15 protein-coding genes are annotated in these 18,305 nt (G+C 62.1%); 6 read left to right on the top strand and 9 right to left on the bottom strand.

Annotation, left to right across the window (positions count from 1 at the left end; genetic code table 11):
* Window positions 1-7 precede the first annotated feature (7 nt).
* The 6 genes from LDN90_RS09080 to LDN90_RS09055 all read left to right on the top strand — a co-directional run bounded on the left by LDN90_RS09080 (window position 8) and on the right by LDN90_RS09055 (window position 9,059).
* Window positions 8-1,255 carry an MFS transporter gene (locus tag LDN90_RS09080; protein WP_223948735.1) on the top strand — a complete coding sequence of 416 codons (1,248 nt, stop codon included), beginning with the start codon at window positions 8-10 and terminating at the stop codon, window positions 1,253-1,255.
* A gap of 56 nt (window positions 1,256-1,311) precedes the next feature.
* Window positions 1,312-1,938, top strand: a complete 627-nt coding sequence (locus LDN90_RS09075) for a TetR/AcrR family transcriptional regulator (RefSeq protein WP_223948734.1) — start codon at window positions 1,312-1,314, stop codon at window positions 1,936-1,938.
* A gap of 272 nt (window positions 1,939-2,210) precedes the next feature.
* Window positions 2,211-3,449, top strand: coding sequence for a family 1 glycosylhydrolase (locus LDN90_RS09070; protein ID WP_223948733.1), 1,239 nt, complete (start codon window positions 2,211-2,213; stop codon window positions 3,447-3,449).
* A gap of 1,186 nt (window positions 3,450-4,635) precedes the next feature.
* Window positions 4,636-4,977: a hypothetical protein gene (locus LDN90_RS09065; protein ID WP_223948732.1), complete on the top strand. Its 342-nt coding sequence runs from the start codon at window positions 4,636-4,638 to the stop codon at window positions 4,975-4,977.
* On the top strand, window positions 4,974-8,531 hold the full coding sequence (gene mobF / locus LDN90_RS09060; protein ID WP_223948731.1) for a MobF family relaxase: 3,558 nt from the start codon (window positions 4,974-4,976) through the stop codon (window positions 8,529-8,531). The genes LDN90_RS09065 and mobF overlap by 4 nt, the downstream gene beginning before the upstream one ends.
* Window positions 8,532-8,648: 117 nt before the next feature.
* Window positions 8,649-9,059 (top strand): hypothetical protein, encoded by a 411-nt coding sequence (locus tag LDN90_RS09055; protein WP_223948730.1) that lies wholly within the window; start codon window positions 8,649-8,651, stop codon window positions 9,057-9,059.
* A gap of 68 nt (window positions 9,060-9,127) precedes the next feature.
* On the opposite strand, the gene LDN90_RS09050 is transcribed toward LDN90_RS09055, so the two are convergent.
* The 9 genes from LDN90_RS09050 to LDN90_RS09010 all read right to left on the bottom strand — a co-directional run bounded on the left by LDN90_RS09050 (window position 9,128) and on the right by LDN90_RS09010 (window position 18,227).
* Window positions 9,128-9,409, bottom strand: a complete 282-nt coding sequence (locus tag LDN90_RS09050; RefSeq protein ID WP_223948729.1) for a hypothetical protein — start codon at window positions 9,407-9,409, stop codon at window positions 9,128-9,130.
* Window positions 9,410-9,512: 103 nt separating this feature from the next.
* Complete coding sequence (locus LDN90_RS09045) at window positions 9,513-10,019, bottom strand: single-stranded DNA-binding protein (protein ID WP_223948728.1); 507 nt, start codon at window positions 10,017-10,019, stop codon at window positions 9,513-9,515.
* 55 nt (window positions 10,020-10,074) lie between these two features.
* Window positions 10,075-11,220: an ArdC-like ssDNA-binding domain-containing protein gene (locus LDN90_RS09040; protein WP_223948727.1), complete on the bottom strand. Its 1,146-nt coding sequence runs from the start codon at window positions 11,218-11,220 to the stop codon at window positions 10,075-10,077.
* 85 nt (window positions 11,221-11,305) lie between these two features.
* On the bottom strand, window positions 11,306-11,806 hold the full coding sequence (locus tag LDN90_RS09035) for a hypothetical protein (RefSeq protein ID WP_223948726.1): 501 nt from the start codon (window positions 11,804-11,806) through the stop codon (window positions 11,306-11,308).
* Window positions 11,803-13,566 carry a TraM recognition domain-containing protein gene (locus LDN90_RS09030; RefSeq protein WP_223948725.1) on the bottom strand — a complete coding sequence of 588 codons (1,764 nt, stop codon included), beginning with the start codon at window positions 13,564-13,566 and terminating at the stop codon, window positions 11,803-11,805. Before LDN90_RS09030 ends, LDN90_RS09035 begins: the two co-directional genes overlap by 4 nt.
* Before the next feature lie 26 nt (window positions 13,567-13,592).
* Window positions 13,593-15,053: an ATP-binding protein gene (locus LDN90_RS09025; RefSeq protein ID WP_223948724.1), complete on the bottom strand. Its 1,461-nt coding sequence runs from the start codon at window positions 15,051-15,053 to the stop codon at window positions 13,593-13,595.
* Window positions 15,050-16,528, bottom strand: a complete 1,479-nt coding sequence (locus LDN90_RS09020; protein WP_223948723.1) for an SCO6880 family protein — start codon at window positions 16,526-16,528, stop codon at window positions 15,050-15,052. Before LDN90_RS09020 ends, LDN90_RS09025 begins: the two co-directional genes overlap by 4 nt.
* Window positions 16,521-17,933: a type IV secretion system protein gene (locus LDN90_RS09015; RefSeq protein ID WP_223948722.1), complete on the bottom strand. Its 1,413-nt coding sequence runs from the start codon at window positions 17,931-17,933 to the stop codon at window positions 16,521-16,523. The genes LDN90_RS09020 and LDN90_RS09015 overlap by 8 nt, the downstream gene beginning before the upstream one ends.
* 6 nt (window positions 17,934-17,939) lie before the next feature.
* Window positions 17,940-18,227, bottom strand: a complete 288-nt coding sequence (locus LDN90_RS09010) for a hypothetical protein (protein ID WP_157372120.1) — start codon at window positions 18,225-18,227, stop codon at window positions 17,940-17,942.
* Window positions 18,228-18,305: the final 78 nt, after the last annotated feature.

Genomic DNA, 18,305 nt, shown 5'->3' with positions numbered 1-18,305 from the left:
CATTTTGATGGCAATAACTTCGCCGGCGCCAAACCAGTCCCAGACAGCACGGCCCACTCATCGGCTGGGGCGCCTGGGCCCCCTTCTTTTCCTCGCACACGTTGGCTGGATGCTTCCGCTTGCGGCCACGGGAACCCTGATCCCTGCCCTGATGATCGAAATCAACGAGGCCCAGAAGGTTGCGCTGTACGGCACCCTGGCCGTGGCAGGATCAGTTGCATCCATGCTGGCAACGATTGTGTTCGGGGCCCTCTCGGACCGGACCCGCAGCCGCTTCGGGCGGCGCAACCCGTGGATTGCCACGGGAGGCATCTTGTTGGGTGTGGCGGCCACATTGATGTCGTTCACGGGCAACTTTGCTCTCTTGGTGGCGCTGTGGGTTATCTTCCAGATTGGGCTGGCCGTCGTTCTCGCGCCACTGTTCGCTGTCTTGCCGGAGCGGGTCCGCCCGGAGAACCTGGGGAAGGCATCCACCCTGATCGGACTGGGCCAACTGTTGGCCCAGAGCGCAGGAGCGGTTGTCGGTGGCGCTTTTGTCACCGTCCCCAGAGAAGGCCTGCGGTGGCTGCCATGGCTCATTGCGATAGCGATGGTTGTCTTTGTCTTGCTTTCCAAGGAACAGGACAACCGCTCCGTCGCCCGGGAACCTCTCTCCCTCATCGCGCTGCTGCGCGGTTTCGTACCTCCGAAAGACCGTGACTTCCTGCTGGCACTGGGCGGCCGCTTCCTCCTCATGCTCTCGTTCATGATGGTGCTGCTGTACCAGCTCTTCGTCCTGACTGACTACATCGGCCTGGATATGAAAGAGGCCGGCGCGGTCATCGGCACCGGCGGGTTGGTCATGGCGGCCGCTTCCGGGTTGGGGACACTTATAGCCGGCCCGTTGTCCGACAGGATCAAGCGCCGCAAGCCCATCGTCATCGCCGCTTCCTTAGTCTTCGCCGCCGCTGAACTGCCGCTCGTCTTCAGCGCCGAACTCCCTGCCTTTTATGCCTTCCTGGCAGTCGGTGGTTTTGCTTACGGCATGTACATCGCCGTTGACCAGGCGCTGCTCGCCCAGGTGCTGCCGGATGCTGAAAACCAAGGCAAAGACATGGGAATCCTGAATATCGCCAACACAGGGCCGCAGATCATCGCGCCCATCGTCGCAGGCGTGATCGTTTCGGCCATCGGGTTTCAGCTCGTCTTCGGCATAGCAGTTGTTTTGGCTGTCGTCGCGGGGCTCGTTCTCATCCCTATCCGACGCGTCAAGTGAGGGGCCAAGGGAGAACCGTTGTGGGGCTTTCCGTTCCCCGGCGTAGCATTGCCGGGGTGACCAGTTCCCCCTCACGCCCCTCCAGGCGCAGTGCCCCCCGTGGGGCGTACGCCAAGACCGAAGCCCGCCGTAAACAAATCATTGAAGCCGCCACGGAAGTGTTCGCGACCAATGGATACAACGGAGGATCTCTGCGCCAAATCTCAAAGGATCTGTCGTTGAGCTTCACCACCGTCCTGCACCACTTTCCCAGCAAGGAACTCCTGCTCCAGGCCGTCCTGGAGCACGCAGACCAGACCCTGTTGGAAGAATTTGAAGAGCGTCGCGGCGCCGAAGGACTGGCCAGGGCAGTAACTTGGGTGGCCGGGGTGAATCTTGGACACCCGCAGTTGCTACGCCTTCTGGCGGTGCTGAGCGCCGAAGCGTCATCCCCGGGCCACCCGGCCCATGACTGGTTCAAGACACGCTACTCAACCATCAGGCAAGCCTTTGCGAAAAGCATCCGTGATGACCAGGCCAGCGGGCGCATCGATGCCGCCTGCGATCCAGACATTGCAGCGGCAACAATTGTCGCCAGCTGGGACGGGCTGCAGCTTCAATGGCTCATTGACCCGGGCTTCGAGATGATCCCACTCCTTCAGCGCGCGATCGAGAACGCCTTGGGCCAGAGCAAGACCACGTAGCCCCTCCACGCAGCCAACGGCCAACACCTTCGCTCCCGGCAATCCAAGCAAAGCAGGCGCCCGGGCCCAGAGGAATGCGCCCCGATCCTGTAAATTCCGGGAAACAACACACGCCCAACAGGAAAGCCTGCAGGCCGCGACTTCGGCGCGGCAACCCCCGGGACCAGATCGTCATGGCCAGCCCCGCCAGCGCCGCCCCCCAAGGACGGCCGGCCCATCCGGGCCCCCTCCCCTAACCCCTAATTCCACCGCCAACGAGAACAAGGACTCTTATGCCACAGCTCCGCCCAGGCTTCCTTTGGGGAGCCTCCACTGCCCCGCACCAGATCGAGGGCAACAACGTCAGCAGCGACTGGTGGGCCCGCGAAGGCCTTATGCCCGGCATGGAGCCGAGCGGCGACGCCGTCGACAGCTACCACCGCTACCCCGAGGACATGCGCCTGCTCGCGGACGCCGGACTCACCGCCTACCGCTTCGGCATCGAATGGGCGCGCATCGAGCCCCGCCCGGGTCAGATCTCGCGCGCTGAACTCGCGCACTACCGGCGCATGATCGACACCGCGCTCGGGCTCGGCCTCACCCCGGTGGTCACGCTGCAGCACTTCACCACCCCGCAGTGGTTCGCGGAGGAGGGCGGCTGGATGAGCGAGGCCGCCGTCGACCGGTTCCGCAGCTACACCGAGACAGTGTCCTCGATCCTCGACGGCGTCCCCTATGTGTGCACAATCAACGAACCAAATATGCTCGCATTAATTGGCACCATGATAGCGGCGATGGAGTCGGGTGCGGCCGCTGAGTGGCAGAGCCCCACGGTCGAAGGAATCGAGGACCGCGCCCAGCCCCTGCTTCCCGCGCCTGATCCAGAAATAGGCCGCCGCCTGGCCCAGGCGCACTCCGCCGCCCGTGAGGTTCTCCGACAGCGGACGAACGCGGCTGTCGGCTGGACTGTCGCCAACCAGGCCTTCTACGCCTCACCCGAAAACCAGGCGAAGCTGCAGGAAGAGCGGTGCGTCCGTGAGGACTTCTACCTCGAAGCCGCCCACGGCGACGACTTCATCGGCGTCCAGTCTTACGCCACCCAAGAAGTCGGCCCGGACGGCCCCATCCCCCACGCCGCAAGCCCCGACAACACCCTCGTGGGAACACCGGTGCAACCATGGGCGCTCGGCGATGCTGTGCGGCATACCTGGGAGGTCACCGGCGGCGTGCCGATCCTCGTCACAGAAAACGGCATCGCAACAGCCGACGACGAGCGCCGCGTCGAGTACACGCGCGGTGCCCTCGAGGGTCTCTACGCCGCCATCGACGACGGCGTGGACGTGCGAGGCTATCTGCACTGGACCCTGCTGGACAACTACGAATGGGGCCACTGGGAGCCCACCTTCGGCCTGATTGCCGTTAGCCGGGAGACGTTCGAACGGACGCCCAAGCCGAGCCTCGCCTGGCTCGGCAACGTCGCCCGGTTCGAGGGCGCACTCGACGCGGCAAGTGATCGTGTCCCGGCTCAATAGCCCCAGCAGCCGAAACGTCCTCCGGGCCTCGCTGCGTTGAGGCTCGGGGTTCTCATGACTTGCGACCCAGGCACCGTGCCGTTTCCACCACCCGGCCCCTGTTTTTAAGTACGCCCTAGTCTGACGTCAGGTGGTTGCCGGAACGGCGTCAGGTTAGGGTGCCAAAGAGGCTTTCTGGGCAGCACTTGGTGGGTAGTCTTAGAGTTCAATCTGACAATTCTGGCAGGCGTACGGACAGGCATCTGCATGTATTGCAATGCGGTCGGACGATGAACCGTGTCGCCGAAAAGCAAAGTTTCTCTGGGGAAACGACACGGCAAGCAGGGCTCAAACTTGTTCGAATCCAGCGACTGACGGGTGCCCACATCTAGTTCACGGGCGAGTTTTGCCCGCGTGGCTGTCTTGCCAGCCTCCCCGGGGTTGGGTCTCGAGGATGACCAACCAGTCGTTGCGACGGGCGTGTTCGGCGAAGACGTTGGGCAGGGCGGTCGTTCCAACTCCTCGAAGCCTGGAAAGCACCATGCCCATATCCCCCACCGTGTTGGACTTTGACCAGGCGACCAACAGGTCTAAGGCATCGATCTCACTGTCGCGACCCACAAGCCCGGGCGCGCTGACACCGGAGCCCGGGTTGAAGGGATTCGTTGCTGGGTCCCTGCGACCAGAAATCACGGTCTATAACGACTTATAACCAAGGTTTGTTATAAGTCTTTATCTTTCGTTAGCGATCCTCGGTGGTGCTGGCGGGGTGCCTGGCCTTGGATCTTCACTCCATCCGATTCCCTGCCAATCCGGGGATGGGTAAACGGTGGTGTCACAGCTTGTGGCACTGTTGGCAGCTTCATCTCACGTGGTGTTTCTGGGGTTGGTCTTATTTCGTGCGGTCGTCCAAGGCGCACGGCCAATTGCGCAGCAGCTTGTTGCGCAAATGCAGGAGATTGGTGTCCTTCAAGCACTCTCTGCCAATCAGACTTTTGAGCGACAGAGTAGTTGGCCCTTGCCCGCCTTCCCTCTAAACTCCAGAAACGTCAAGGGGCGCTTGCATTGCCACGAGCAAGAGACCACAGCAGCGATCGCCCCTCTCAGAGGCCCCACCTTCCTTCACACCTCTGGCATCCAAGGCCCGGTGCTCCGAATATGAAGCCAATCGTCATGCACGCGGACCATGACTTCACCATGAACGTTCGTGAACAAGAAGAATTCGACCGCATCCAACAACGCGGGCACGGAGACCTGCCTAGACCGCGTCGACCGACTCACCACCGAACTCAGGTCTCAATCGACAGAACTCGAGCGCCTCCACGCCATCTACGACGAACTCGATGCACGGAACGGGCTCCTCCACAACGAAGTACTCCGACTGAAAAGAGCCCAGCGCACGAACGTCCAAAACCTCGCACACGTGGCGGCAGCCCTGGTTCACGTGTCGAAAGTGAAGGGCGTGGCCCTCGACCCAACCACCATCGGCATCCTCCGCCGTCGGGGCTGGCTGCCCCGCAAGACCAGAAGCGGGGCGCTTCGTGCATGACCATGTCCATCGCCCGGCTGTCCGTGAAGTCCGGGCTGAAGTACCTCTTCCAGTCGACAATGCTCGACGACGCCCGCCCCACTCCTGAAGACACGATCAGCTACTACCTGGCCACCGGCACACCGCAGGGTCGCTGGATTGGTCGCGGGCTCGACGGCATCAACCGAACACCCGGACAGACAGTCACGGAATCCGACGCGAGGTCAATCTTCCAAGGCGCCCAGCACCCCGATACAGCAACGCCCCTCGGCCGCGCTTACGGCGAAGCCACCATCACCGAAAAGAACCGCGGACAAACCACGAACCGCGCCGTTGCCGGTTTCGATCTCACCTTCAGCGTCCCCAAATCAGTCTCGGCACTCTGGGCCCTCAGCCCACGCCAACTCCAAGAGCAAATCCTCCAAACCCACCAGGAAGCAGTGGAAGCAACGCTCCGCTGGTTGGAGGACTTGGTCATCAACACACGCGCCGGCCGAAACGGCATCGCTCACCTCGGAACACGAGGAGTCATCGCAGCGGCCTTCGACCATTGGGAATCACGAGCCGGCGACCCGCAACTCCACACACACGTCGTGATCGCTAACCGTGTCCAGCGCATCACCGACGGCGCCTGGACGACACTCGACTCGCGAAGCCTCTTCAAGGCGGTCGTCGCCGCCAGCGAACACTACAACGGCCTGCTCTTCGACGCCCTGCGACGAAACCTCGGAACCGGCACGGACATCCGCTCACCAGCCCGCAACACCCACAACCCAAGCCAACAACTGACAGGCATCGACGACGCCCTCATCCGCGAATTCTCCAACCGCTCGCGACTCATCGACGTCGAGACCGACCGACTGGTCAACGAATGGACCGCCGAACACGGCACCCGCCCATCGGCAACCACCACCGTCAAGTTGCGGCAACAAACGACTCTTTCCACAAGAACTCCCAAAGAGGTCACCCCCACTCCCCTACGTCAGCTATCTGCCAGTTGGCGGGATCGTTCACGGACCAAAGGCTTCGACCCCGAGCGGGTCGTCGCCACTACCATCCACCGATCGCACAACCGCCCCTTCCGCGTAGCTGACTTCGCCCCTGACTGGATTGCCGCCGTCGGGCATTTGACCCGTGCGCGCGTCGCCGCCAAGCGGTCCACTTGGAATCACTGGAACCTGATCGCAGAAGCCGAGCGCGTGTCCGCTGAGATCCGTTGCGCCTCGCCGGAGGACCGTAACGCGATGATCGACGCCATCGCCACAGCTGCGGAGCTCCAGTCGGTGCCGCTCAACGAATACCGCTACAGCCTCCCTGCCGAGGCTGCCGACGATCTCCGTTTTGCGAACCGGAGCGTCTTCGATTTTCACGGATCGCGCCTCTACACGGATGAGGCGACTCTCTCCTTCGAGGACCAGATCCTTGCGGCAAGGAACGACGACGGCGGCCCGGCTGTCTGCCCGGATGTCGCCATGGCGTCACTCGCCTCGTACAGAAAAGATGCGTCAGAACTGTACGAAGACCAACGGGCTGCCGCAGCCGAAGTCCTGCTGAGCGCCCATCGACTGGACGCCATCGTTGGCCCCGCAGGCACGGGCAAGACCACAACCCTCGGCGCAATCAAAGCAGCTTGGGAAGCGCAGTTCGGTGCAGGCAGCGTGGTCGGATTGGCTCCCGCGGCCGCGAGCGCCGAGGTTCTTGGCTCGGAGTTGGCGATGGCTGCTGAGAATGTCTCTAAGTGGCTTTACGAGTCCGTGGGTAGCGGAGCAGCGCAAAGGAGTTCGGCCTTCTTTGACGCAGAGTCCCGGCTCACCTCGCACGGGACGACGAACGCTACGAAGTCTCTTCTTGAGCAACGGGTCATGCGGTTGGCGGCGGAGCAGACTCAATGGACCTTCAGGGCGAATCAGCTTGTGGTGGTCGATGAAGCGTCTATGGTTTCCACCCAGCAATTGGCGGCGATCGTGGCACAAGCTAGACACGCTCAGGCGAAGATGTTGTTGGTCGGCGATCCAGCGCAGCTTGATTCCATCGACGCTGGCGGCGTTCTTGGCTGGCTCGACAGGCAGGGTAAGGCGGAAAGGTTGAGTTCGATCTGGCGCTTCCAGCACGCCTGGGAGGCGTCGGCTTCTGTAGGTCTTCGTGCAGGTGACATCTCCGTGCTCGCGGACTACGAGCATCACGGTCGGATCAGTCACGGCACCTATCTGGACATGATGGACCGTGCGTATGCCGCTTGGCACGCCGATGTCCTTTCAGGGCACACTTCGGTCCTGATTGCTCCCGACAACGAGACAGTTAACATGCTGAACGAACGTGCCCAGGCTGACAGGGTGATCCTGGGCGTCGCCGATGCAGAACATACACTCATGCTCAGGGATGGGCTGCAGGCGGGTCGCGGTGACATTGTCATTGCCCGTCGGAATGATCGAACCCTTGTGGACGACCAAGGCGCATTCATCCGTAACGGAACTCAGCTTGAGGTGCTGAGCGTCAGCGTGCGTCACCGATCCTTGCATGCTCGTCGGACGGATACCGGCGCAACGCTCGAACTCGGCGCCTCGTATCTGGAGTCATCCGTAGAACTTGGCTATGCCACCACGGCCCACCGATCTCAAGGCATCACGGTGGACTCCGCCCACGTCGTCGTCACACCGGGCCGGCTCACCCGTGAACTCCTCTACGTCAGCATGACCCGTGGCCGATTCTCCAACACGGCCTATGTCAGCGAGAACGACCCCGACGAAGACGAAATCCTCGACCCGAGCGCTCGATCCAACTGGCGGGCGATACTAGGCGAAGTCCTCGCCGCGGAAGGCGCCGAGCGAACCGCCCACGAGGTCCGCGACCATGAACGCTCCCACGCGGACAGCCTTGAGCGACTCAACCGCGAGTACGACTACCTGGCCCAAATAGCCGCGAGCGCCGATTTGGCGAGAACTCTCGAGCCCCTTTCGCCCGGCCTGGCTGACACACTACGAGCCTCGCCCGCATGGGGAGCGGCAGTAGCTGCATGGCGCCGGGCGACAAACACCAATCGCCCAGGAGCGCATCGCGTACTCTCCGAATCTCTCGGGTCAGGTGCCACGGCCAATGACCTCACAGCAGTGATCCACTCACGCCTTCGCCGCTACTGCCCCGCGATACCCCACACAACCATCGATCCCATGACAGAACAGCTCGTCATCGAACGTGACGACTTGGAAAAGGCTCTGGATCAAGTCCGACGGCGGATTGGGAACCGTACAGATCTCGTCGCCAAGGCTGCACTACTTGAGGAACCAGAGTGGAAGACAGCCCTTTTGGACGAACTTGGAGCTCAAGTGGATTCGTACTCGATTGCGGCCCTGGTTAGCGACGTTGCAGTCTACAGAGACCGTTGGGGTCTCCACGACTCCCCTCTCCCTCTCGGTGCATCTCCAGCCGATTGGGAGTGGGAACAGCGCTCGCAATGGGAACACCTCCAAGAGGTAGTCCAAAGAGCGGCCCAGCCACTCCTAGCGACGCCAGCCATCATCGACTTCAACAAAATGCAAGCCCAGCAAAGCCTTACCAGCACGGGTTGGCAGCTTTAAACTGGGAAGTGGAGAAAAGGCATGCAAGTAAATCCAGTAATCAAACCGAAAGTTGCGACACCTGCCCTGATCGTCATAAGCGCGGTGACGCTGGCACTTGCTATCACGCTGGCTGCAATGACTTCTTCGTTTCCCACCACCGGCTGGGTCCTAATAGTAGTCGCAGCCTCAGGTCCCATCCTGTCCTTCGTCTGGTACAGGCGCATACACGACAACCGCGCGTGGAAGACTGCAAGCCAGGCGCAATGGCAGGTACTGGAATCCTTGAAGAACACCGCCACAACCACCACGGAGGTGGCCGTCCTCAGTGTTGACTCCCCTCAGCCGACCGGAGCCTGGATCACCATCCGCTGGAATCGTTTCGGCTACGTCCAGCCTGCGTGGATCGAAGCACTCCCCGAACCGATCTGGCCTGGCTCCGTACTGCTAATCCGACCGGACCCTGAACAGGTGCGCCCCGGCACCCCGTGGCCAGCAACTTACTCGATTGCAGCCGACCACGTCCTCACGTGGGCGCCACAGCTCTGATCGGTAGGAGCTACCCGCAACCGTGAGGTACGCGTATCCATTAGCTCCACACAAAGGCAGTGCGTGCTTCAGAGCGGCCGCCCTCGCCACGACTCTTGGTCCACCCTCTTGATCTGCCCGGCCGGGAACCATTCGACGTGATAGACCCGTCGGTCATCCACCCACTCCACCAACCCAAACGACCTCGTGTACTTGATGGCCCGACCATAGATTTCGCCCACGCGGACCAACGGCTGCTTACCGAGGTCGAGCTCAATGATCTTGCCGTCGTCCGGTTTGGGGTGATTGTCGTCGGCCTCGATCTGGGCCATCATGCGTGCGAAAGCGATGGAGTCTTGCTTCGGTCTCATGGATCAAGATTAGAACATATATTCGAATGCGTGGATTCGACCCAAGACGCCGAGCTGCCCACGTCGCCACCATGCGACGTGGGCAGCGAGTTGCAGGAGCGGATCAGGCAGACATCTCACTCCCCGGCGTCCTGCCAAAAGGGGACGAAACCACCGGGCTTTTGGTCGTCACGTTGTATACGGGCCAGCCAGTCTTGGTCGTTGCCTCCGGACCGGTCGCCTCCACCGCGGCTTCTGGTTCCGTGACGGCACGTGCAGAGCGCTGATAGGTGGCCGTCCCAAACCGAAGGTCAGGACCAATCGTGTCAGCAATGATGCGTCGTGCCTCCCGGCGCTCGCCGTCCTTGTCGTACGACCTGAATTCCAGTTCGCCCGAGACGGTCACAGGATCTCCCTTCTTGAGCGATGTGGCCGCGTTTTCCGCCAGCATGCGAAAGGCCGAGACGTTGTGGAAGACCGGCTCCCCGTCACGCCACGTGCCGTCCGGATTCTGGATGCGTTGGTTCACTGCGACCCGAATCTTAGCGTGCGGAGTTCCGGACTCCCCGATCGTGAGCTCAGGGTCCGCGACAAGATTGCCAGCGATGGTGATGGGAATCTTTGTGTTCATGTTCGATCTACCTTCCTTCGCCGACAGGCCTCTCCCATCGGACATGTGATTGGTTTCAGGGACCGGCCAGCTCCGGGCCGGACATTGAGGCGCCCGGTCCAGGCACGCCAGCGTAGGTGGAAGAAGCCGTCACAAGCGGCGAAGCGCTTGCAGCCGCGAACTTGCCGCCAAACCCCGGGGGATCCGAAACAGCAAGGATGTCCTTCGTTGCCGCCGTCACCCGCCCCAGCACGGACTTGGCGATGTCCACGCGCGACGTGGGAGCACGCCCCTCTTGCAGCTCCTTCTCGGTTCTGATGACCGCGTCAGCCCACCCAGCCAGATACGTGGCCGACTGCGGCCCGCGGTCAATGCCATGAGCACGAAGGACTGTATAGGCCACCGATTCGGCCTCCACTTCGGCCAGGCCGCGATGGTTCGCGCTGCTGCCATAGAGCCGGCCAACACTGTCCTCCGGACCATGCAACAGGACGTGCCCTAGTTCGTGGGCAAGGACCGCCACCCGCTCCTCGCTGCTCATCCAAAGACCAACCTGGATCCGACGGGCATCGAAGTCCGTGTAGCCACTCGTATAGCCGTATTGGACGCCTGACACCTCAACCCTGAAGCTGCGTTCCTTCGCGACATCACACAGGGACCGCCAAAGGTCGTCCAAGCTTTCCCCTGATTCAATGCCCCCGCGCGGTACCAGGATCGGCGTTCCCTCGGTTTGGGTAACGTCGAAGACGGCCTGCCCCCGCCAACCCGTGACGACGTTCTTCCTGCCAAGGCTTACCGCATCGACCGGAGCGGCCTGGGTCACAGGCAGCAGCTTCCGCTGACCATCGGCCATTTTCAGCTCCTGCATGGACGCAGTCCGTGGTGCGATCACCCAGAGTGCATGCTCGCCACGCAGCACGGTCCGCCCGTGACGCGCCCACTCTTTGTAGCCGGCAACGAGCGTCGGTTCGTCGGCGCCACGCTGCGCCATCTGCGCCATCAGCAGGGCGACGTTGCCCCCTGAGTAACGCCACAAAGTGGCCGAGGCGTCGAGCAACACCTGCCATCGAGCCGGCGACTCTATAGCTTGCTCAAGGGCAGTGTGAAGGCCTTCGGTGAGACTCGCTATGCGCTCTTCAGGTGACATTCGAACGCTCGGCGGAAGGCCGGCGTCGTCCGTCCCGCCAGGCAGGTGAGCGTTCGATTCAGGTGCAGCGGCCATGACAGCCATCCTTCGTACTTCTGAGTCAGCCCTGAGAAGGGATCTCCTATCCATTTCCTGCCCGGGCAAGGACGTCATGACCTGATCAGGATCCAAACTGATGGGCGCTCAATTTCCAGTCATCGAAAGCCGGTTCCGCTGGTACAACTCTGGTGACCGGCTCCTTGTGGCTCTGCAGCCCGACACACCCTGCGGTTCTGGTGTGGGTTCGGAGACGCTCGACGGCGTGTGGGAGCCTTTCGTGGAAGGCCAACGGACCAAAGCCCGAGTCATCGGGAGTGAAAGAAGCCATCTCGGCCCGCTGCAGCGCGTAGAGCTCGGCCGCCACTTCCGAATGCCTCCACCAGCAATCCGGAACAACAGAGGTGGTCAGCTGATAGGTGGCGACGAACCATCGAACCCATTCAAAGAGGCTCTGCCACACAACTTCAGCCTGTTCCGGTGACATATCCCGCCATCGGCGAGTTACGCCCACCGTGCGAGGCGACGGCTGAAACGACGAACGGAACAACTCCGCCGTCAGTTCATCGTCAAGGTCAGAGACGCGGCCAACTTCGAAGTCGGAGTCGTCCGCCTGAGTGTTCATGAGTCAGCCTCGCTGTTCGATTCCTGACGATTCAGGTGACCCGCAGCCAACTCCCGCTCCGTCTCAACTTTCGAACGGCCCAGTTCAGCCGCGTCCTTGCGTTTGTGCCAGTCGCGCAGGTCCAGCAGAATCGGCCTTGTTCGCCGACCGAGCATGAGAGCAGTACCAACCGGAAGTCGACGGATCTCGTCCAGACGGATCACCGGAGTATCCCGGATCTGTTCTCCGTCCTGGCGCCCTTGAGCGGACCAAGACCGGGTGTTCATGATGAGGCTGCGCTCGCCGAGCAGAGACGCCAGCGAGCGCAGGTCACGTTCGTCGGACCCTCCGCCGAAGATGACCTTGATGATGGCGGAGTCCCAAATCGTGGCTGCCTCCTCGATCGACCATCCACTGCGGGCTTGCGACAAAGACTGCAGGACCACCAACGTAGAAATCCCAATCCCTCCGCCATCAGAGAGCACAACTGGAAGCCCGGGCCAGGGAGACAGGTTAGCTATCTCATCAAGGATCAAAGACAACGGCGGATCCAGTCGCCCGCCGGCCGAGACGAACGCCATTTCGCGAGCAGCATTGTCGATGTCGTCGATCAATGCCGAGAGATATGGACCAGCTGCAGCAGCTCCGGAGCGGGTGCCAATCAGGTACAGAGTCCCTCGCTGCCTAATGAAGGCCTTCGGGTCGAACTCCTGGGCTTCGTCCTGCGGATTCAGCGCCGCCAATACTCGTGGCGAGGACAACGGGGCAACCGCTGCAGAGACTCCGATCCACGAGTTCGAGGTATTGCGCGGATCGTCCTCCAGTATCCCCATTAAGTCTGCCTGCCAACCGAGTGCAGCTCCCGTGCGGCCGAGAACGTCCAAAGCCTCGCGTGCCAGCACCGGGCTGGAGGACCAACGGCGGAATGCGGCAATACCTTCCCCCGACAGAGCCGCCGCATGGAGGAGACACTGCAAGACGATCAGCGAGCGCTTCTGCCACGCTGCGTTCTCACCCTTCATCTCGGTATCCGCCGTAATGACGAGGGCTCGACGCGTTGCGATATCAGGATCCCCACACCCACGGACAGGCGACCATCGAAGCGTGGACGGCAGCCCCGACATGCCTTGCGGATCGAAGACCGTCACAGGCCGCCCGTCGCTCATCCGGGCGCGCATGGTCACTACCAGGTTGTCGGCACGGGTTGACGTTGTGACCACCGCACCTGGCGCGTCGAGGATCGCGTTGATGACCACATACAGGCCCTTGCCTGACCTAGGCGCGCCCTGAATAACCATCGACTCCTCCGTCGAGACGTGGATGGTCACTCCCCGCGAACGCCCAAGCGTCCACGAGACGTCTTGGATACTCGGTCGACTCAGCCCGGGACGGATGTACAGACCGCGGCGTCGAACGGCTCGGGAGCCAAAGTCGCGAACAATCTCCGCCCTTCCAGCCACGCCGTCCCTGCTCAGAATGTCCTGCCGGAGCCACGCACCGGATTGTTTCCACATCCTCCAGCCCAGCACTCCTCCGACGGCGAGCGCCGCAACCACGGCAAGCACGCCACCCACGATCCACCAGACTGCAGCCAGGTCAGGCGCACACTCCCGCGAGATCCAGTCAACGCGGCCAACCACCAGCCCGACGCCCGCCACCGGATTGAAGAACGACGGCGGCCTGCCGCCACACTGCCGAGGCGTTACCACAGAGGCGGCGGCCTGGACGAGAAAGCAAAAGACCACATAGCCGGCAATCGCCCACAGACCTACCGACACCATCGGATTCGTACTCCCTGATCGAGTCCTCACAGGTGCATCCGATCATCGGTACCAAAGACCTCGAGTTCGTCGGTCGTCACTCTGTTCGCCACGATGAACGACCGATTCCCTACCTTCCAGAGCCCGACACCCTTGGGCAGGTTCTCGACATGATCGCATTCGGCTTCCGTGAGGCCCAGAGCCTCCTTGGTCAGCCGCATGGCGTCGTGCTTCTGCCGGTAGATGATGCGAGTGTCCGCCTCCGTCAGCAGCCCCAGCGCTTTCTGCCGGTGGCCACTGGTGCTGTCGCCGATCTCGTTGAGGTCCGCCACCTTGTGCATGATCAGCAGATTGGCAATTCCGTAGGTGCGCGCAAGCCGCCATTGCTCGCTCATCTTCGCCAACATGTAGGGATCGGCGAGCATCCGCCAACCCTCGTCGTACACCACGAGCCGCTTGCCGCCGTCGGGGTTTGTCACCGCTGCCTCAAGCCAGGTGGCGCTGCAGGCGGCAGCCAAAGACAACGCCTGCTCCGAGGCGCCGATCAGAGCCGACGTGTCCATCACCATCATTGGCGCGTCGGCATCGAACGCGACCGTCGAGGGAGCATCGAACATGCCTTCCAAATCACCCGAGACTGTCCTTCGCAGCGAGTGGCTGACGGCTACGCCCCCGTCCCTACCAACCAAAGCCAACGTCTCCGGGGATGGCCGCAGCAGGTGATCCAGCACCATGGGGAGCGTGGGCGTCGAGTTCTCCGCAGTCGTTTCCATCAGCGCCATGTCCAAAGCCGTATGTTCAACCGGATGCAGCGGAGTGCCCTGCCGCATGAGAGAGACCAATGCCACGATCAGTTGCCGACGCCGCTGCCGGACGACAGCCTTCCACTGGGTGTCCGACAGTGAACTGGGCCGTGGGCCGGCGTCCAGAGGATTCACACGAGCCGTTCTACCAGGACCGACGGAAATGACCTTGCCGCCCACAGCATTGGCAACGGAAACCCACTCACCCTTGGGGTCCGAGGCAACGGCAGCCTTTCTACCCAAGGTTATGGAGCGCGCAACCAGCGACTTGCCGCACATCGACTTGCCAGTCCCCACCGTGCCGATGACGACGATCGATGGACCACTAATGATCCCCTTGTCGTAAAGGATCCACGGATCGTAGGAGAAGGCGCCTGAGCCAAAGACATCCGTTCCGATGTAGGTTCCTTCATGGCCCAGGCCGGACTCCGTTATGAACGGGTAGGCAGCCGCGAACGTCATGGTCGATGCTCGATGCGGCGCGGGCCGCAAGCGATGGGGACCCCACAAGGAACTGACTTCCCGACTCCCCCAGTCACCACCAAGGCTCTCGCGGTCCGGCTGTCCCGCCGTGTTGTCCGCGTCGCTATGGAACAGCCGCCTTCTCGGTAGCGTCGTGTCCCTAGCGGCCGCCCGCTTGGCGGCCTTCCGCTCGGACCGAGTGCCCGACGGCGTGTAGGTCACCTCTTGGTTCTTGAGGCTCATCGCAATCCCCGCCCCAGGGGAAGTCCACCTGCAATGAACGCAGCCCATTGCTGACCAGCGAGCAATCGCAGCTCAACGAAGGCGCCTGCGGCCGCTGATTCGAGTTCATGTCGATGCCGGGCAAGGTCTTCCAAAGACTCGGCGGTTATGGTGACGAAGGCCGTGGGTCTGACATCGCCGTGTCCTGCGACGATCTCCTCTTCCCGCTGAGAAACCTCTTCTTCCTCAGCACGTTGCTCCCGCGTCGTCGGACGATCGAAACGCGCATTGATCCGCCGTCGTGTTTCGTGAGCCTCCTGGGCGGAGCGAATGTCGCGCAGAGCTTCGATCGTCGGCACAGTGCGAATGACCTGGGTAACGGTGTGCCTGAAGTCGCCTACGTAGACGAGCGGATGCAGGAAGCCCGGATAGACCTTTTGGCGCGGCCACTCAGCCACCCAGAACGTTTGATGGAACCCGGAGTCCGTTCGCAGGTATGTCCAGTGTTCTTCGACGGCCATAGGGCCAGAACTGTGACGAAGTGGCTGCCCCTCGTCTCGAGACTGATGCTCCGCTTTGGAGGATTCACGCGCGAGGGCCTCGGGGTCGAAGGCTCCACGTAGGACGCCAAGCAGTTTGGACTCCGAAAGCCATTCATCAACCCTGACACCATGAGTTGCCAGCGAGGTCGTGATCGCACCAACCTCAAGACGCAGCAGCCGTTCGAGCCCGTTCTTCCCGCCGCCCACTTCTTTGATCCGTCGTCGCGACTTGGATGTGTCCACGACCAGTGACAGCAGCACATCGTGGCTCATCGCCGAGCCGGCCGCAGAGATTAGATCTTGATAGGCAACTTGCCCCCACGAGCTGCGCTCGCCGTCGGCAACTGTGACAGTTCGATCGTAGAAATCTTGAAGCGCGGACGACGGGTACGGGACCGTGTAGTCCTGGACAGCGATCCTGGCGATGTCCGATCGTTGGGCGAGCCCCGCTTGCACCCTGGACCACGCCTGCGCGGCCCAAGCTTTGTCATCGTCGTCCAGCAATGCGAAAGAGCGCGTGCTGCACCGAAGCACGACGATGGCTTCTTTGCCCGGGGCGTCGAGGATCGCACATTCCCCACGGGAAAGTGGCTGAACCTTGAGGTTTCCTAAACCGCCGGGAAGGGCAAGCTTTCCAGCCCTTACCGGGCGCTCTGGCCGAGCCAAGTAGCGAGTCTGCCCTAGAAGACTGCGCACGAAGAACAAGACGATGAGGCTGCCCCAGATCGGATACGGAATCCGCGAGTACTGCAGCACCCCGATAAGGACTAGAGCCACCCACACCGGTGCTGTCACTATGAGGCCGCTGGGACCGCCCGCAGCCGAGGCAATGATCGCCACGAGAATGCCTGTGGCTACCAGCGCAAGCTGATACCACTTCAACCCCATGAAGATTCCGCGGCGTTCATACCTGGGAAATTTGACGGGTTCCAGAGCCTGCGATTCATCACTCATTGGACTTGTCCGGAGGTAGTGGCCTGTAGGTGTCCTTGTGCTTGATCGGCGGTAGTTCGGTCGATGGCAAGGCACTGTTCGGAGCCCTGACTTCAGGTGCCCGCGTTGTTGGTTGGGTGCCCGGGGACGCTACCCTGCCCGGGCCAGCTCCAGCACGGTTCGTGCTCGTGCTCGTACTCACGTCGTGGTCAGTGACCACCTGCCCCCTTACGACTGAGCTGCTGGAGCTGGAGTTTGAACTACCCGACGACGACCCGTCCATGAGGGTGACGTCGCCGCCCGAGCGGTGTACCGGCGTCGTACTTGTCAGGCTCCGTGGCAGCGGAAGGGAAGGCGGGAGAGCTCTGGTGGGGATATCCCGTCGGCTCGAGGGAATAGGACGCGCAATTGAGGAACGGGCCACCATGGACGCGATCGTCAGGCGACCGCCGAGCTGCCGGCTGAATTGTCGCGTTGCAACACTGTTGCTCCGCGACAGGACGTGGCCGCCGCCCGCGGTTTGAGCCGCTGCGGCCAGTTCCCCGCCCGCGAAGCTGACAAGACGAAGCGCCATCAATGGTGCTCCACAGGCCAGGACCATCCCGACCGTTCCGGCCGCCAGCCCAGCGAAGGACTTCGAATCGGCAAACAGTTTGATGGCGGTTGCCAGGACAGTTGCCGCCAGAGGTTTAGCAAGGAGAAGGGCGACGACGATTTCGCACCAGCGCCCGGCCCATACCTTGGATTTCTCCCAGGGAAGCATCATGAGGGCGACGGGCGCCACTGCGGCAAGGACTGCCAGCGCGAACGTCCGGAAAATCATCGAGCACATGAGGATGAACGCCAGGATCCACACCACGACGACGGCCATGACCGTGACCATCGCACCTCCAACTGCACCGCCCTGGTTGCCGGGCGCGAGGGAGACGACATTCCATTCTCGGTCTGAGCCCTGAGGGGCCCGTTCAAAGCCAAACAACCGCATGAAGACGACGTAAGGGTCTGTACCGATCGATCCCAGGAGCGCAGCGGAAGCTTGGTCGCTGGCCCTCGTCAGTTGCCGAATAATGTAAACGGCGGCCGCCACGAGCGGAACGGCTGCCCCTGCCCCGATCAGTGCACGCAGGAGTCGCCGAGGTTGTTGGCTGAGCAGCCCTGACAGAAGTTGGATGGTCATCACCACGACCAGCGGGGTCATCATGACTACGACCCACCAGTTGGTGAGTCCCCCGATGGCCGTCCACTGGGAGTCGTCGACGTCGGAGACGGTGAAGGCACCCGTAATGAAGCCCCACATCCACGAGGCGATGTTCTGCAGGACGTTGGCAAAGATGGATGTGATGGAACCTTGGATGCCGTCGTTCGCTTGAGATACGAGGCCGCATCCTGGCGGCCACCAGCCATTGAGGTCGCAGTCGACTGGCATGACGGCTCAGAATCCGAGCGGGAATGCCGTCTGTGACCAGAGGATGTAACCGTTGATTCCGCCCAGGATCGCCGCGACCGGGCCCGTCCAGAGCAGTATCACTCCACCGCCGGAAGCGAGCCGCGACGATTGACTAAGCTTGCCGGCCAGGAGCATCGCGGCTCCGATGATCGCCACGATGGCGATGACGATGAACGCGCCGACGAGGATGCCCCCGCCGATCTGCTTCAACGACTCAAGAAAAGGGAAATTCGCGTTTGGTGTGATCCCGGGATCCACCGCTGCCAGAAACATCTGGTGCTCCATCCAGTCGTCTTCCAATGGAATGAGCTGATTGGGCTCACGACTTCATGGATGGGGCGGGTGGCAACG

The sequence above is a fragment of the Arthrobacter sp. NtRootA1 genome, from assembly GCF_019976975.1.
GTDB classification, from domain to species: domain Bacteria; phylum Actinomycetota; class Actinomycetes; order Actinomycetales; family Micrococcaceae; genus Arthrobacter; species Arthrobacter aromaticivorans.
Note: the sequence above shows the minus strand (reverse complement) of the source record. Positions and strands in the feature narration are given on the sequence as shown.

Excerpts from the sequence above, each read along its gene's own strand:
- LDN90_RS09040 (WP_223948727.1), bottom strand. The coding sequence starts at position 11,220 with ATGGCCGCTGCACCTGAATCGAACGCTCACCTGCCTGGCGGGACGGAC.
- LDN90_RS09055 (WP_223948730.1), top strand. The coding sequence starts at position 8,649 with ATGACTTCTTCGTTTCCCACCACCGGCTGGGTCCTAATAGTAGTCGCA.
- LDN90_RS09010 (WP_157372120.1), bottom strand. The coding sequence starts at position 18,227 with ATGTTTCTGGCAGCGGTGGATCCCGGGATCACACCAAACGCGAATTTC.
- LDN90_RS09035 (WP_223948726.1), bottom strand. The coding sequence starts at position 11,806 with ATGAACACTCAGGCGGACGACTCCGACTTCGAAGTTGGCCGCGTCTCT.
- LDN90_RS09025 (WP_223948724.1), bottom strand. The coding sequence starts at position 15,053 with ATGAGCCTCAAGAACCAAGAGGTGACCTACACGCCGTCGGGCACTCGG.
- LDN90_RS09020 (WP_223948723.1), bottom strand. The coding sequence starts at position 16,528 with ATGAGTGATGAATCGCAGGCTCTGGAACCCGTCAAATTTCCCAGGTAT.
- LDN90_RS09050 (WP_223948729.1), bottom strand. The coding sequence starts at position 9,409 with ATGAGACCGAAGCAAGACTCCATCGCTTTCGCACGCATGATGGCCCAG.
- LDN90_RS09045 (WP_223948728.1), bottom strand. The coding sequence starts at position 10,019 with ATGAACACAAAGATTCCCATCACCATCGCTGGCAATCTTGTCGCGGAC.
- mobF (WP_223948731.1), top strand. The coding sequence starts at position 4,974 with ATGACCATGTCCATCGCCCGGCTGTCCGTGAAGTCCGGGCTGAAGTAC.
- LDN90_RS09070 (WP_223948733.1), top strand. The coding sequence starts at position 2,211 with ATGCCACAGCTCCGCCCAGGCTTCCTTTGGGGAGCCTCCACTGCCCCG.
- LDN90_RS09080 (WP_223948735.1), top strand. The coding sequence starts at position 8 with ATGGCAATAACTTCGCCGGCGCCAAACCAGTCCCAGACAGCACGGCCC.
- LDN90_RS09015 (WP_223948722.1), bottom strand. The coding sequence starts at position 17,933 with ATGCCAGTCGACTGCGACCTCAATGGCTGGTGGCCGCCAGGATGCGGC.
- LDN90_RS09030 (WP_223948725.1), bottom strand. The coding sequence starts at position 13,566 with ATGGTGTCGGTAGGTCTGTGGGCGATTGCCGGCTATGTGGTCTTTTGC.